Here is a 14,939-nt window from a genome sequence, read left to right on the forward strand (position 1 = left end):
TGGTCTCGAGCGCGAACTGGATCGTCGTCACCGACAGGCCGTCGGTGATCGACGACGAAATATGCCGCACGCCCTCGACGCCGGAGACGCCGTCCTCGATGGTCTTGGTGACCTGGCTTTCCAGTTCGGACGGCGCCGCGCCGAACTGCGCGACCGCGACGGAAATCACCGGAATGTCCGCGCTCGGCAGCCGTGTCACCGCGAGCTTGGTGAAGCTGACCCAGCCCAGTACCAGGAGAATGATGGAGAAGACGATCGACGGAAGCGGATTGCGGATCGACCAAGCCGAGATATTCAAAGCCATTAGCGTGCCCGCGTGCGTTCGAGTTCGTCGGCGAACATGGTCTTGATCTGGTCGCCGTCGTGCAGCGAGGTGCCAGCATCGGCCACAACGATTTCGCCGACGTCGAGGCCTTCAAGAATTTCAGTCGAGGTTTCCGAGGTGAGGCCGACCCGCACCTTTCGCGTCTCGATCGTGTTGCCCTTCACCACCTGCAGCGTCAGGCGGTCGATCGCGGTGCGCGGCACGGCGACGCCGCAGGAGCGCTTGGCGTCGATATTGGCGCGCGCAAACATGCCGACCTTGAGCGAGGGATTGTTGTTCAGCGAAATCCGGACCTTGCCGAGCTGGGTGGCGCGGTCGATCTGCGGCGAGATCGTGCGCACCTTGCCGACGACATCGGGCGCATCGTCGCGGCTGATGCGCACCGTCGCGCCGGGATTTAGCTTGAGCAGATGCACGCTCGGCACTTCGGCCTCGAGCTCGATTTCATTGTTCACGGAAATGCGGAACATCGGGCCCGCCTGCGGCGAGGCCGGCGCGCCGACCGCGGTCCTGACTTCGGTGACGAGGCCGGCCGCCGGCGCGCGAAGCGTGATGGGGCCGGGCCTGCCGGCCGGTGCGCCCGGGATTTGTGGCGGCGCGGTGAGGCGCGCCAGCTCCTGATTTTCAGTGACCGTATCGCCTTCCTTGACGAATACGTCGGTGACCCGCGAGCCTTCCTGGTCGACGCCGACCTGGGCTTCGCGGCGCGGCACGATGAAGCCCGTTACCCGCACCATGTCGGAGAAGCAGGCGTTGGCGGATTTGGTCACGATCACCAGCGCCTGGCCGGGCGTTTCCTTTTCTTCGGCGCGAGGACGGCGCTCGAACCAGTAGTAGCCGACCGCCAGAACGACAACGAAGGCCGTTCCCAGCGCAGGTTTGAGGTATTCGGAGAGTTTCATCGCCGGATCAATCCAGACTGCAAGTCAAATCAAACAGGGAGCATTTCGCCGGCCGCAGGCCGGCAATGGGCGCCCAAAACGAATACGTCCCGCGCGGCTGCTGCGGGACGTATTGTAGCCGCAAAACAAAGCCCGGCGCACGCCCTTACTTGGCTGCGTTCGACGCCGTGGTCTTGTTTTCCATGTTCACGACCTGGACGCGGCGGTTCACTTCCGCCAGCGGCTGGCTCGGGTCCTTGAGCTTGCTCTTGCCATATCCGACGGTGACGAGATCGGTGCCGTTGATGCCGTATTTGTCGACGAGATAGCGCTTGATTGCGTCGGCGCGGCGCTCGGAGAGGTCCTGATTATAGGCGTCGCCGCCGGCCGCATCGGTATGGCCCGCGACCACGAAGGTCGAGCCCTTCAGGTCGTTGTTGGTGAGCGCGCGGCCGAGCGCCTGAACCGACGGCAGCGACTTCGTGCTGATGTCGGCGGAGTTGTAGTCGAAATTGATTTCCAGATCGATCTTCGGCTTGTCCTGGACGGCGGCGGCGATTTCCTCACGCTCGGAGCTCGAGAGCGAACGCGTGGAGCGGCCGCGGAACTTCTGCACAAGCTTGCTCTCGGCCGCGGCTGCGGTCGGATCGACGGTCTGCTGCGGGCCGACAGAAAGGCCGCGGGTCAGCGGCTTCTTGTCGGGCGTGAGCGCGCGGACGATCTGGTCTTCGGTAACGCTCCTGTCCTGAGCCAGGGCTCTTCCCGCACTCAAGGAAACGGCGGCGCCGAGCGCAGCAACCGAAACGATTGCGGTAATTGTTCTTGTTGCCGAGAATTGTGCCATTGACTGTCCCTCCTGCGGGCTGATCACGCGGTTCCAAGTGCCATCCAAACGCGCCGCCGGACATTAGGTCACACCGGCTGCCGTTCTTTAGTCGGGGCACCCGCTACAGGGTTCGAGCCGCCCGCCCGCCTTTGTCGAAAAAAAGCTATTGCACCCCGTAATCGGCGAATTCCTTGACGATATTGGGGTCCATCGCCTTGGCGTTGTTGATGTCGAGATCGCCTTCCGAGATCGAGCCATTGCGTTTCTTGGCAAGGCCGCGGCCGTACAGCGACGACGCCAATCTGGGGTTGATCTTGAGGGCTGCGTCGAAATCGGCAATTGCATTCTTGTTCTGGCCGTTCTTCAGGTTGAGCAGGCCGCGGCTGTCGAGCGCATCGACGAAGTTCGGGCGCAGCCGCAGCGCCTCGTTGCAATCCTTCAGCGCCGCCTGCAGGTCGCCGATCACGGTGCGGGCCCAGCAGCGGTTGTTGTAGGCCTCGACGTCCTTCGGATTCAGCCGCAGCGAATTGTTGAAGTCCTTGATGGCGAGGTCGTAGGCGCCCTTGCTGGCATAGACCTGTCCGCGCCGGTACAGCGCCGCCGCGTCATCCGGATTGTCGTTGAGCTTGACGGTCAGGCTCTTGATGGTCGGATCGTCGGCCAGCGCGAGCACGGTCGGGCTCGGGCTCTCAAGCGGCTTGGCCGGTGGCGGGGGCGGCGGGATCGCGGCCTCAACCGGTTTTGCGGCGGGGCCGGGAGCGGGAGGCGGCGGCGCGGGCGCAGCAGCCACCGGGGCGGGCGCGGGCGCAGCAGTCACTGGGGCAGGAGCAGGCGCGGGCGGCGGCGCCGGGGCGGCGGCGACCGGAGCCGGCGGCGGGCTAGCCGGCCGCGGGCCACTGCCGCTCGGGATAAAGGAGAAATCCTCGGCCAGCGACGATGAAATCCACGGCACCTGCTCCTGGCGCGAGGCGCGGGTGACGCCGACGCGGGTCCGGTTCAGCGTTTCCTCCGCCGTCAGGTCGGGGGTGCGGATTTCCTTCAGCAATTCCCGCACGAACAGGCTGCGATCGCTGCCATTGTCGGGAACGACCGACGAGAGCGCGGCCGAGTACATCACCAGCGTGCCGTTCGGCGCGATCACCGGCGCAAGGCCGGCCGAAAAGCTGCGAAACCGGCGCTCGAACGGGTTGCGCCTGGAGGCGTCGATCAGCGCGACCTTGACGCCGGCGCCGCGGCTGTTGATCTCGCCCAGCACGGTCTCGAGGCTGAAACCGTCGCGGCGAACGTCGGCCTCGGTCCAGATCTGCGCATCGACCGGGATCATGTAGCTCTGGCGGCTCGACTGCACGCCGAAGCCCGAAAAGAACACCAGCGCGACCGATCCGGGCTTGAGCTTGCCATAAAGGCGCTCGAAGGCGCGGCGCATCTGCTCGCCGGTCAGGTTCTCGCCGACATCGACATTGAAGCCGTCGCGCTTGAGTTCGTCCGCGATGTCGCGCGCGTCGTTGATCGGCTCCTTCAGCGGCGCCTCGGCGTCCGGATATTTTGCGTTGCCGATCACCAGGGCGTAGCGCTCACCGGCGGCCAGGGACGGCGCGGCCGAGACGAGCGCAAAAAGCAAGGCGAGGAGCAATGCAGGGCGGATTTTCATAATGACGGCAGTCCAGATCACGGGCAAACCCAGCCAAAAACAGCGCCGATGCTAGCTCGCGCGGCGGGCGACCATACTCTACGGGTCCGGCATTATCAAACCGGTGCCGCACCGCCGTCAACCGATTGCGATGTCGTCATTAATTGCGACAATTCACCGCGACCGCGCCGCGTCGGCGAGGGGGAATAAACGGCATGGCCGCGCTCCGCGTATGGCTGGATTCGGGCAGCGTTCCCTGACCGGGCGGACATCCCGCCGTCCACCCGGCCGCGCGCCTCGAGGTGACATGATCCGTCGGCCGGCAACAACCACCGGCGGCAATGTGACACCTCTCACATATTGCTCTGCGCTGTCATCCGGCCGTCATTCGCCTGCCGCGTTTGACCTTTGCCGGTGACAATGGCTTGTTGCCGGGATCGGCATTCAAGAAAGAAAAACGTGGCACCGATGGGAAACGCTTACGAAATCTACGCCCTGCGCTATGCGACGATGTCGCCCCGCACCCCGCATCTGAATTTTCTGGTCCCCGATCCGCACGAGACCACGGCGCAGGACCTCGACTATTTCGTCTGGCTTGTCAGGGGCGGCGGCCGCGACATCCTGGTCGACACCGGTTTCAACGCCGAGGAGGCGAAAGCCCGCGCACGCAAGCTCACGCTCAACCCGGTCGACGCGCTCAGGAATTTCGGCGTCGCCGCCGAGACGATCCGCGACGTGATCGTCACCCATCTGCACTATGACCACGCCGGCAATCTCGATCGCTTCCCCAACGCCCGGTTTCACCTGCAGGAACGCGAGATGAGCTACGCGACCGGCCGCTGCATGTGCAACGGCATGTTGCGGCATCCGTTTTCGGTCGAGCACGTCACCACGATGGTGCGCCATGTCTATGGCGACCGCGTCACCTTCCATTCCGGCGACGGCGAGATCGCGCCCGGCGTGACGGTGCATCGCGTCGGCGGCCATTCCGACGGCCTGCAGGTGGTGCGCGTCGAGACCGCGCGCGGGCCGGTGGTGCTGGCATCGGACGCGGCGCATTACTACGCCAACCTGCAGAAGCGCAGCCCGTTTCCAATCGTCTATAATGTCGGCGACATGGCGCAGGGCTGGGAAACCGTCGAGCGCCTCGCCGGCCACCCCGACCGCTTCATCCCCGGCCACGATCCGATCGTGAGCGAGATCTACCCGCGCGCCAGCGACAAGGTCGATGCTTTCGCGTTGCATCTGGCGCCGTCACGCTCCTTCGTAAAATAGGTCCAGGAAAGCGATGCCGGACTACAAGACCATCGGCTTCATCGGGCTCGGCGTGATGGGCGAGCCGATTTGCCGCAACCTCGTGAAGAAGAGCGGCAAGCGCGTGCTTGCCTTCGATCTCTCGGCAGAACCATTGGCGCGGTTGCGTGCCGATGGCGCCGACGTCGCGGCGTCCGTTGCCGACGTCATCAGGCAGGGCGAACTGCTGTTCCTGTGCCTGCCCAGCGCCAAGCATGTTCGTGCGGTGTTCGAGGGCGACGGCATCCTCAAGAACGCGAGGGGCGGGCAGGTCGTCGTCGATCTCGGCACGTCCTCGGTCAGCCAGACCCGCGACTTTGCCGGGCAGTTGCAGGCCAAGGGCGCCATGTGGGCCGACGCGCCGATCGCGCGGACACGGCAGGCCGCGCAGGACGGCACGCTCAGCGTGATGGTCGGAACGACGCCCGCGCTCTATGCCGATATCGAGCCGCTGATCCGCTGCTTCGCCACCGACGTCACCCATTGCGGCGACGTCGGCGCCGGGCAGGTGACGAAGATCCTCAACAACATGGTGCTGTTCGAGACCGTCAACGCGCTCGCCGAAGCGGTCGCGGTCGCCAGGCACAATGGCGTCGATCCAAAACTGCTGCTCGATACGCTGTCAAAAGGCTCGGCCGACAGCTTCGCGCTGCGCAATCACGGCATGAAGGCGATCGTGCCGGGCGTTTTCCCCGAACGCGCATTCTCGACCGAATATGCGTTGAAGGATCTGTCCTACGCGCTGGAGCTGGCGTCTGATGCCGGCATCAGAATTCGCGGCGCGGAGCTGATCGGGGCGGTGTTGCAAGAAGCCATCGATGCCGGGTCGGGCGATGCGTATTTTCCTGTGATCGCGAAGCATATCGACCGGGCGTAGTGCGGCCCGGATTGAACCGGAGTTGAACCATGATCACTCGATTTCCCGGATACACGCCCACCCGCAGCGGCGCCGTCGTCCACGACGACCTGGTTTTCACGGTGGCGGTCGCGCCCGATCCGGTCAGTCCTTCGATGTACGAGCAGAGCGTGAAGGCGCTCGCCCGGCTCGATGAGAACCTCGCGGCATGCGGCACGGACAAGAGCAAGATCCTCTCGGCCATCGTCTACATCGCCGACATCAAGCGAAAGGCCGAGATGAACCGCGCCTGGGACGAATGGGTCGACATGAAGAATCCGCCGATGCGCGCCTGCCTCGGCGTCGAGCTCGAACCGCCGCATATCGTGGAAATCGTGGTGACGGCTGCGAAGTAGCCGGGCTGTCCCTCGCCGTCGCTGCGCTCGCAATGACGCGGGGAGAGCGCGGTTCAGTACGCTTCCTTTGCGTCCGCTTCTTCGCTGGTCTGCACGAGATCGAGACTCGACTCGATCTTGCCGAGCAGCCGCGAGAAATCCTTGCGCTCCTGCGCGGAAAGACACGCCAGAATCTCCTGCTCCCGGCGCAGCAGGCGCGGGATCAGCTCCTCATAAAGCGTCGTGCCCTTGCGCGTCAGGCGCAGGCGGAATTCGCGGCGGTCGTCTTCGTTCTCGACGCGCTCGATGATCTGCTGCTTCAAGAGCGAGGTCACCGCGCGGCTGATGGTGGATTTGTGGGTGCGCGTGCAATCGGCGACATACTGCGCGCTGCACGGCTCATGGCGGAAGCCGAGCGTCGCCAGCACGCGCCATTCCGGAATATCGAGGCCGTAGCGGGTGGCATATTCGGCCGAGAGCGCGGAACTGACTTCCGCCGCCAGCCGGTTGAGCTGGAACGGCACGAAGCGCAACAGGTCGAGCCGCGCGGTCTTCTTTGATGCGCTCTCTTCCCGCGGATCGGCCGCCATCCCGGTGGACATCGCTTTCGGCAAGCATCGCCTCGATTTGAGTTGCGCCCGGCCCGGCCCGGGAGTTAGGATAGTTGCAGATGAGACTAATTTAACAGGGCCGCTGTCCCTTGGCTAGTCACAGGGTTGAGCCGCATGGCGCCGACTAAAACCCAATTCGGCTATCGTCGTCACCCCGACCAGGATCGGGCGGGCGCCGATATCGCCGAGCATGCGGTGGTTGTTGTCGGCGCGGGTCCGGTGGGGCTGTCGCTGGCGATCGACCTGGCGCAGCGCGGACAGTCGGTGGTGCTGCTCGACGATGCCGACCGGATCGGCGAGGGCTCGCGCGCGATCTGCTTTTCGAAACGGTCACTCGAATTCTGGGATCGGATGGGCATCGGCCAGCGCATGGTCGACAAGGGCGTGGTGTGGAGCGTCGGCAAGATCTTCCACGGCGATTCCCTGCTCTACCAGTTCAACCTGTTGCCTGAGGAGGGTCACAAGCGGCCGGCCTTCATCAACCTGCAGCAATTCTATGCCGAGGCCTATCTGGTCGATCGCGTCGAGGAATTGCCCGCGATCGACCTGCGCTGGCGCAACAAGGTTACAGGGCTCGAGCCGCGCAACGATCATGTGGTGCTGACGGTGCAGACGCCGGACGGTCCCTATCGGCTCGCCGCGCAATATGTCATCGCCTGCGATGGCGCAAAATCCTCGCTGCGGGGCATGGTGGGTGCTGACTTCGCCGGACAGGTGTTCGAGGATCAGTTCCTGATCGCCGACGTCAGGATGACCGCGGCGTTTCCGACAGAGCGCTGGTTCTGGTTCGACCCGCCATTTCACGCCGGACGTTCCGCGCTGCTGCACAAGCAGCCGGACGACATCTGGCGGATCGACCTGCAGCTCAGTCGTTTTGCCGATCCCTCCGTCGAGAAGCTGCCGGAGAATGTGCGGCCGCGCATCGCGCGCATGCTCGGCCACGACAAATTCGATTTCGAATGGATCTCGCTCTACAAGTTCCAGTGCCGGCGGATGAACAAGTTCGTCCATGGCCGCGTGATCTTCGCCGGCGACGCCGCGCACCAGGTCTCGCCGTTCGGCGCGCGCGGCGCCAATTCCGGGCTGGAGGACGCCGAGAATTTGGCGTGGAAGCTCGATCGCGTGCTGCGCGGCACGTCACCCAGTGCGCTGCTCGACAGCTACCACATCGAGCGCAGCGCCGCGGCCGACGAGAACATCCGCGAATCCACCCGCTCGACCGATTTCATGGCGCCGAACTCGCACCAGGAGGCGCGGCTGCGCAAGGCGGTGCTGTCGCTCGCCAGGGAAACCGAGTTCGGCAAGCGCATGGTCAATGGCGGCCGCCTTTCGACGCCGTCGATCTATGAGACGCCGCTCTCGACCGCCGACGGCGATTCCTGGCGCGGCGGTCCGTCTCCCGGCGCCTCGATGCCGGATGCGCCGGTCACGGGGCAGGGCGGCGCGCCGATGTATCTCACCGATGCCTTCATCGGCGCCGGAACAGGATTCACGCTGCTGGAGTTCGGCAATGGCGCCGCACCGCAATTGCCGGAAGGCGTAGGCGCGATCCGCATCGGCGGCCGCGATGGTCTCTCCGACCCGGCGGGGCTCGCGGCCAAGCGCTACGATGCCGAGCCCGGCACCGCCTACCTGCTGCGTCCCGACGGCTATGTCGCGGCGCGCTTCCGTCACCCGACCCGTCCCGCGCTCGCTACCGCGCTGGCGCGCGCTTCCGGCATCAACTGAGGTTCTTATGGCACTATCGACCGCTTCGAATTTCGCCAGGCCGGATGACGCGTTTCGCGCGATCGTCGAGGCGCATCGCGGATTGAGCGACGAACAGAGCGCCGATCTCGATGCGGCGCTGGTTCTGGTGCTCGCCAACCATATCGGCGACATCGCGGTGCTGAACGAGGCGATCGTACTCGCCAAGCGGCGGATGCTCGACGCCAGCCAGCAGCAACAGCAACAGTAAACGAACCTGGGATTGGATTGATGGCCGAGAGCACTGCAAAAGGTTTTGCTTCGACGACGGATCTTGGGGAGAAGAAGATCACCTTCTCCGAGATCGGCACCGACCTCTACGCATTCACCGCCGAGGGCGACCCGAATTCCGCGATCATTGTCGGCGACGACGGCTGCCTGGTGTTCGACGCGCAATCGACGCCGGCGATGGCGAACAAGGTGATCGAGCGCGTCCGCACCGTGACGGACAAGCCGATCAAATATGTCGTGCTGTCGCATTACCATGCCGTGCGCGTGCTCGGCGCTTCCGCGTACAAGGCGCAGGGCATCGTGGCATCGGCCGAAACCTATCGGCTGATCGAGGAGCGCGGCCAGCAGGATTGGGATTCCGAATACGGCCGCTTCCCGCGCCTGTTCCAGGATGCCGAGAGCATTCCCGGCCTGACCTGGCCGACGCTGACCTTCGAAGGCGAGATGTCGATCTTCCTGGGCAAACGCGAGGTGCGGCTGATGCAGCTCGGCGCCGGGCACACCTCCGGCGACATCGTGGCCTGGGTGCCGGATGCCGAAGTGATGTTCTCCGGCGATCTCATCGAATATCACTCGGCCTGCTATTGCGGCGACGCGCACTTACGCGAATGGCCTTCGACGCTCAATGAAATCCGCGCCTTCAATCCCAAGGCGATTGCGCCCGGCCGCGGCGATGCGCTGAAGGGTCTCTCGACCGGGCGCGACGCGATCGCGATGACGCGCGATTTCGTCACCTCGCTCTATGGCGCGGCCGAAAGCTCGGTCGCCAAGGGGCGCACGCTGAAAGAGACTTTTGCCGCCACGCGCGAGGTGATGGACCCCAAGTTTTCCAGCTTCGCGATTTACGAGCACTGCCTGCCGTTCAATGTCTCGCGCGCGTTCGACGAAGCCTCCGGGATCGACGATCCCGTGATCTGGACCGACAAGCGCGATCGCGAAATGTGGGCCGCCCTGCAAGGAGGAGGATAGTCATGAATATCAACACCTCGCCCGATCAGATCGTTCGCAGTTCTGCGCAACTGACGCCGGGCTACATGTCCGGCTTCGGCAACAGTTTTGAGACCGAGGCTTTGCCCGGCGCGCTGCCGATGGGGCGCAACTCGCCGCAGCGCTGCGGCTACGGGCTCTATGCCGAGCAATTGTCAGGCTCGCCGTTCACCGCGCCGCGCGGCAGCAACGAGCGTTCGTGGCTCTACCGCATCCGCCCGTCGGTGAAGCATTCCGGCCGCTTCGAGAAGGCGGATGCCGGGCTCTGGCGCACCGCGCCGTGCCATGAATATGACCTGCCGATCGCGCAACTCCGCTGGGGTCCGGCGCCGATCCCGAAGGAGGACGTGACCTTCCTGCAGGGCGTGCAGACCATGACGACCGCGGGCGACGCCAACACGCAGGGAGGCATGGCCGCGCATGTCTACCTCATCACCAAATCGATGGTCGATCAGCATTTCTACAATGCCGATGGCGAACTAATGTTCGTGGCCCAGCAGGGCAATCTGCGCCTCGTCACCGAGTTCGGCCGCATCGATATCGAGCCGGGCGAGATCGCGGTGATCCCGCGCGGCGTGAAATTCCGCGCCGAGGTTCCGTCAGGCGCCGCGCGCGGCTATCTCTGCGAAAACTACGGCGGCGCGTTCACGCTGCCGGAGCGGGGGCCGATCGGCGCCAACTGCCTGGCGAACTCGCGCGACTTCCTGACGCCGGTCGCCTTCTATGAGGACAAGGACACGCCGACCGAACTCTACGTGAAATGGGGCGGCGCGCTGTTCAAGACCACGCTGCCGCATTCGCCGATCGACGTGGTGGCCTGGCACGGCAATTACGCGCCGTACAAATACGACCTGCGCACCTTCTCGCCGGTCGGCGCCATCGGCTTCGACCATCCGGACCCATCGATCTTCACGGTGCTGACCTCGCCGTCCGAGACGGCGGGCACCGCGAATATCGATTTCGTCATCTTCCCGGAGCGCTGGATGGTGGCGGAGAACACCTTCCGGCCGCCCTGGTATCACATGAACATCATGAGCGAGTTCATGGGCCTGATCTACGGCGTCTACGATGCGCGGCCCGAGGGCTTCGTCCCCGGCGGCATGTCCCTGCACAACATGATGCTGCCGCACGGCCCCGACCGCCAGGCCTTCGATCACGCCAGCAACGGCGAATTGAAGCCGGTGAAGCTGACCGGCACCATGGCTTTCATGTTCGAAACGCGCTTTCCGCAGCGGGTCACACAGCACGCGGCGACGACGTCCACCTTGCAGGATGACTACGCCGATTGCTGGAAGGGTCTGGAAAAAAGATTCGATCCCAACAAGCCGTGACCAACCCGGCGCTCGAGCGCGGCGTCATGCCCGGGCTTGTTCCGGGCATCCACGTCTTACGGCAACCAAAGCAAGTCGTGGATGGTCGGGACAAGCCCGGCCATGACGGTGCGTAACCCGGAGGAATACTGTGCCCCATCCGAACGACCCCAAGCTCCGTTCCTTCATCGACGTCGCGCCGGATTCCCATTTCCCGATCCAGAATCTCCCCTACGGCGTGTTCTCGGCCAAAGATGGCCTCGCCCCGCGCGTCGGCGTCGCGATCGGCGATTACGTGCTCGATCTCTGGCAGCTCGCGCAGGATTGCCGCTTCGACGTCGTCGAGCCCGCGGTCTTTGCAGCTTCAGGGCTCAACCCGTTCATGGCGCTCGGGCCAAAGGTCTGGTCGAGCACGCGGGCGCGGATCAGCGAGCTGTTGCGGCAGGATTACCCGGAGCTGCGCGACAATGAGGAGCTTCGCAAGCGCGCGCTGGTGCCGATGGCAGACGTGACGCTGCACATGCCGTTCGCGGTTTCCGGTTACACCGATTTCTATTCCTCGAAGGAGCACGCCACCAATGTCGGCGTGATGTTCCGCGGCAAGGACAACGCGCTGCAGCCGAACTGGCTGCACATGCCGATCGGCTACAACGGACGCGCCTCGACGGTGGTCGTCAGCGGCACGAAGGTCACGCGGCCGCGCGGCCAGTTGAAGCCGCCGACGGCCGACGTGCCGAGCTTCGGCCCGTGCAAGCGGCTCGATTTCGAGCTCGAGATGGGCGTCGTGGTCGGCCAGCCATCCGCGATGGGCGAGATGCTCACCGAGCAGCAGGCCGAAGAGATGATCTTCGGCTTCGTGATCCTGAACGACTGGAGCGCGCGCGACATCCAGCAGTGGGAATATGTGCCGCTCGGCCCGTTCCAGGCCAAGGTGTTCGCGACCTCGATCAGCCCGTGGGTGGTGACGCGCGAGGCGCTGCAGCCGTTCCGCCTCCATGGCCCCGCGCAGCAGCCGCAGCCGCTGCCGTATCTGCAGCAGACGCAGCCGAACAATTACGACATGGCGCTCGAGGTCGATTTGCGCGCCGCGCCGATGAACGCGCCGAAAAACATCAGCCGCACCAATTTCAAGTACATGTACTGGTCCTCGGTGCAGCAACTCGTGCACCACGCATCTAGCGGCTGCGCCATGAATGTCGGCGACCTCCTGGGGTCCGGCACCATCTCCGGCCCGGAGAAGGACCAGCGCGGCAGTCTCCTTGAAATAAGTTGGAACGGCACCGAGCCGGTCGAACTGGCCGACGGCGTCAGGCGCTCGTTTCTGGAAGACGGCGATTCGCTCGTCATGCGCGGCTGGTGCCAGGGCGACGGCTACCGCGTCGGGTTTGGCGAGGTCGAGGGGACGATTCAGGCGGCGGGGTAGAGGTAGTCATTCCGGGTTCGCGCTTTGCGCGCCCCGGAATGACCAGCGGATGGCTCACCGCTCCTGCGGCGGAATATCCCGCAAGCTCGCACAATGCGCGGCGATATCGTCCAGCGGATATTTCAGATGCACGCGCTTGTCCGAAGGCAGTTGCTTGGTCACGCACACGCCCGGCCGCCGCTCGGTCGCGGGCCGGATCGGGCGCCGCTCAAAACCGCCGCCGCAGTTCGGGCAGACATTGTGCAGCCTGGTATCCGCGCAATCGGCGCAGAACGTGCATTCGTAGGAGCAGATCCGCGCATCCGTCGCTGATGGCGGCAGGTCCTTGTCGCAATATTCGCAGTTCGGTCGGAGTTGCAGCGCCATGGTCGTCTCGTCGTTTGATTGCTCAGGCATCATCGCAAATCGGCCGGAAAACGCGAATGCCGAATTTCCCTCGAATTGCGCCATGCGGCCCGGATGCTTCATCCTTTCGCCTTCAGCGGCAGCTTGCTGCTTTCCTTCAGCCGATCGAGCACGATCGAGGAGCGCACATGCGCGACGCTCTGGTGCGGCATCAGCACGTTGTTGACGAGGTCGGAGAGGTCCTTGAGGTCGCGCAGCACCACCTTCAGCACATAGTCGGCGTCGCCGGTCAGCGAATAGGCTTCCTGGATGTCGTCGACGCGGTTGACGAGGGCGCGGAATTTCCTGGAATTGTCGGGCGAATGCGTCGCCAGCGTGATGTGGACGAAGGCGATCAAATTGAAGCCGAGCGCCTCGCCGGCGAGGTCGGCGTGATAGCCCGCGATCACCTTTTCCTCCTCCAGCCGCATCCGCCGCCGCGAACATTGCGACGCCGAGAGCCCGACGAGATCGGCGAGCTGCTGGTTGGTCAGCCGTCCGTCGTCCTGCAGCGCGGCCAGCATTTTGAGGTCGAAGGCGTCAATTGATATCATGCGTAAAGTATCCGTAGAATGCACGAATTATGCATGAGAATAGCCGAAGGCGGCTTCATTTGCATGCACTTTGCGCGGGATTCGACCGATATTGATCCAGATCAATTTTCGGGAGTCTTTGCCAATGGGTCCGTTTCCGCACGACGCGCCGGCCGCCACCATCAGCGCTGACAATCCGATGGGCACCGACGGGTTCGAATTCGTCGAATATGCGCATCCGAACCCGGCAGAACTGCACGCGCTGTTCAGGCTGATGGGCTACGTCCCGTTCGCCCGCCACAAGAGCAAGAAAATCACGGTCTACCGCCAGGGCGACATCAACTATCTCGTCAACGAGGAACCCGGCACCCATGGCCACGGTTTCGTCGCCGCGCACGGGCCGTGCGCGCCGTCGATGGCATTTCGCGTGGTCGATGCCCAGCAGGCCTATCAGCGGGCGCTGTCGCTCGGCGCCGAGGCGGCGGATATTTCATCTGCGCAGAAGACGCTCGACGTTCCCGCCATCAAGGGCATCGGCGGCAGCCTGCTCTATTTCGTCGACCGCTACGGCGCCAAAGGCTCGGCCTATGATTTCGAGTTCGAATGGCTCGGCGTCAAGGACCCGCGCCCCGCCGGCGCCGGGCTCTATTACATCGACCATCTCACCCACAACGTCCATCGCGGGCGCATGGATGTCTGGACCGGCTTCTACGAAAAGCTGTTCAACTTCCGCCAGATCCGCTTCTTCGATATCGAGGGCCGTGCGTCAGGGCTGTTCTCGCGCGCGCTGACCAGCCCGGACGGCAAGATCAGGATTCCGATCAACGAGGACGCCGGCGATTCCGGGCAGATCGAGGAGTATCTCAACATCTATCGCGGCGAGGGCATCCAGCATATCGCCTGCGGCGCCCGCGACATCCATCGCACCATCGAGGGCCTGCGCGCATCCGGCCTGCCGTTCATGCCTTCGCCGCCGGATACCTATTTCGAGAAGATCGACACCCGCCTGCCGCAGCATGGCGAGGACGTCGCGCGGCTGCAGGCCAACGGCATTCTGATCGACGGCGAGGGCGTCGTCGACGGCGGCCACACCAAAGTGCTGCTGCAGATATTTTCGGCCAATGCGATCGGGCCGATCTTCTTCGAGTTCATCCAGCGCAAGGGTGACGATGGATTCGGCGAGGGCAACTTCAAGGCGCTGTTCGAATCGATCGAGGAGGATCAGATCCGGCGCGGCGTGCTGAAGGTGGATGACGCGGCGTAGTTCGCTGCGTAGGGTGGGTTAGCCGAAGGCGTAACCCACCGCCTTGAGGGAAGATGGTGGGTTACGCTTCGCTAACCCACCCCACGAAGCCTCCGCCGGGACGACAGCGGCTAGCGCTTCCACGCGCTCGTCAATTCCGCCAGTTCCACCTTCTCCGGCTCCCTGATTGCCGACGGCGTCCGCGAGAACCGCGGCGCGGGGGCGGGCTGTGTTACGCCGTGACGCTCGACGAACACTTTTCGCGCCGCCATGTGCGGATGCTTCG

The 14,939-nt window shown here is 64.4% G+C and carries 16 protein-coding genes and 1 pseudogene; 9 read left to right on the forward strand and 8 right to left on the reverse strand.

Annotated features, from left to right (window positions below; all coding sequences use genetic code 11):
- The 4 genes from V7E26_RS24465 to V7E26_RS24480 all read right to left on the reverse strand — a co-directional run.
- A partial coding sequence (locus V7E26_RS24465) for an efflux RND transporter permease subunit (RefSeq protein WP_324421291.1) occupies positions 1-304 on the reverse strand: 304 nt, incomplete at its 3' end.
- Positions 304-1,227 (reverse strand): efflux RND transporter periplasmic adaptor subunit, encoded by a 924-nt coding sequence (locus V7E26_RS24470; protein WP_324421293.1) that lies wholly within the window; start codon positions 1,225-1,227, stop codon positions 304-306. The genes V7E26_RS24465 and V7E26_RS24470, both read right to left, overlap by 1 nt.
- A gap of 145 nt (positions 1,228-1,372) precedes the next feature.
- Positions 1,373-2,050, reverse strand: a complete 678-nt coding sequence (locus V7E26_RS24475; RefSeq protein ID WP_324421295.1) for an OmpA family protein — start codon at positions 2,048-2,050, stop codon at positions 1,373-1,375.
- A gap of 145 nt (positions 2,051-2,195) precedes the next feature.
- Complete coding sequence (locus tag V7E26_RS24480) at positions 2,196-3,683, reverse strand: caspase family protein (protein WP_324421297.1); 1,488 nt, start codon at positions 3,681-3,683, stop codon at positions 2,196-2,198.
- 447 nt (positions 3,684-4,130) lie between these two features.
- On the opposite strand from V7E26_RS24480, the gene V7E26_RS24485 reads away from it, so the two are divergent.
- Genes V7E26_RS24485 through V7E26_RS24495 form a run of 3 tightly spaced genes read left to right on the forward strand, consistent with a single transcriptional unit; the run spans position 4,131 to position 6,206 of the window.
- A complete protein-coding gene (locus V7E26_RS24485) occupies positions 4,131-4,937 on the forward strand; it encodes an N-acyl homoserine lactonase family protein (protein ID WP_324421299.1) in 807 nt (268 codons plus the stop codon).
- 13 nt (positions 4,938-4,950) lie between these two features.
- Positions 4,951-5,832 carry an NAD(P)-dependent oxidoreductase gene (locus tag V7E26_RS24490; RefSeq protein ID WP_324421301.1) on the forward strand — a complete coding sequence of 294 codons (882 nt, stop codon included), beginning with the start codon at positions 4,951-4,953 and terminating at the stop codon, positions 5,830-5,832.
- Positions 5,833-5,861: 29 nt separating this feature from the next.
- On the forward strand, positions 5,862-6,206 hold the full coding sequence (locus V7E26_RS24495; RefSeq protein ID WP_324421303.1) for a RidA family protein: 345 nt from the start codon (positions 5,862-5,864) through the stop codon (positions 6,204-6,206).
- 53 nt (positions 6,207-6,259) lie between these two features.
- Here V7E26_RS24495 and V7E26_RS24500 read toward each other — a convergent pair whose 3' ends face one another.
- On the reverse strand, positions 6,260-6,787 hold the full coding sequence (locus tag V7E26_RS24500; RefSeq protein WP_442893472.1) for a MarR family winged helix-turn-helix transcriptional regulator: 528 nt from the start codon (positions 6,785-6,787) through the stop codon (positions 6,260-6,262).
- Positions 6,788-6,910: 123 nt separating this feature from the next.
- Between V7E26_RS24500 and V7E26_RS24505 the strand changes: the two genes are divergently transcribed.
- The 5 genes from V7E26_RS24505 (at position 6,911) to fahA (ending at position 12,493) form a co-directional block, all read left to right on the forward strand.
- Positions 6,911-8,524 carry an FAD-dependent oxidoreductase gene (locus V7E26_RS24505; protein ID WP_324421305.1) on the forward strand — a complete coding sequence of 538 codons (1,614 nt, stop codon included), beginning with the start codon at positions 6,911-6,913 and terminating at the stop codon, positions 8,522-8,524.
- Between the two features lie 7 nt (positions 8,525-8,531).
- Positions 8,532-8,753, forward strand: a complete 222-nt coding sequence (locus V7E26_RS24510) for a DUF2783 domain-containing protein (protein ID WP_324421308.1) — start codon at positions 8,532-8,534, stop codon at positions 8,751-8,753.
- Positions 8,754-8,773: 20 nt separating this feature from the next.
- Positions 8,774-9,742 carry an MBL fold metallo-hydrolase gene (locus V7E26_RS24515; RefSeq protein ID WP_324421310.1) on the forward strand — a complete coding sequence of 323 codons (969 nt, stop codon included), beginning with the start codon at positions 8,774-8,776 and terminating at the stop codon, positions 9,740-9,742.
- Positions 9,743-9,744: 2 nt separating this feature from the next.
- Entirely contained in the window at positions 9,745-11,091 is a 1,347-nt protein-coding gene (gene hmgA, locus V7E26_RS24520; RefSeq protein ID WP_324421312.1) for a homogentisate 1,2-dioxygenase, read from the forward strand.
- A gap of 130 nt (positions 11,092-11,221) precedes the next feature.
- Complete coding sequence (gene fahA / locus V7E26_RS24525; protein WP_324421314.1) at positions 11,222-12,493, forward strand: fumarylacetoacetase; 1,272 nt, start codon at positions 11,222-11,224, stop codon at positions 12,491-12,493.
- Positions 12,494-12,547: 54 nt separating this feature from the next.
- On the opposite strand, the gene V7E26_RS24530 is transcribed toward fahA, so the two are convergent.
- Both V7E26_RS24530 and V7E26_RS24535 read right to left on the reverse strand, forming a co-directional pair.
- Positions 12,548-12,859, reverse strand: a complete 312-nt coding sequence (locus tag V7E26_RS24530; protein ID WP_324421322.1) for a DUF1272 domain-containing protein — start codon at positions 12,857-12,859, stop codon at positions 12,548-12,550.
- A gap of 98 nt (positions 12,860-12,957) precedes the next feature.
- Positions 12,958-13,431: an Lrp/AsnC family transcriptional regulator gene (locus V7E26_RS24535; RefSeq protein WP_324421316.1), complete on the reverse strand. Its 474-nt coding sequence runs from the start codon at positions 13,429-13,431 to the stop codon at positions 12,958-12,960.
- Positions 13,432-13,555: 124 nt separating this feature from the next.
- Between V7E26_RS24535 and hppD the strand changes: the two genes are divergently transcribed.
- Positions 13,556-14,674 (forward strand): 4-hydroxyphenylpyruvate dioxygenase, encoded by a 1,119-nt coding sequence (gene hppD, locus V7E26_RS24540; RefSeq protein ID WP_324421318.1) that lies wholly within the window; start codon positions 13,556-13,558, stop codon positions 14,672-14,674.
- 110 nt (positions 14,675-14,784) lie between these two features.
- On the opposite strand, the pseudogene V7E26_RS24545 reads toward hppD, so the two are convergent.
- Positions 14,785-14,939, reverse strand: a pseudogene (locus V7E26_RS24545) (CoA transferase); the annotation flags it as partial.

This window comes from Bradyrhizobium sp., assembly GCF_036735945.1.
In the GTDB taxonomy this organism is placed as follows: domain Bacteria; phylum Pseudomonadota; class Alphaproteobacteria; order Rhizobiales; family Xanthobacteraceae; genus Bradyrhizobium.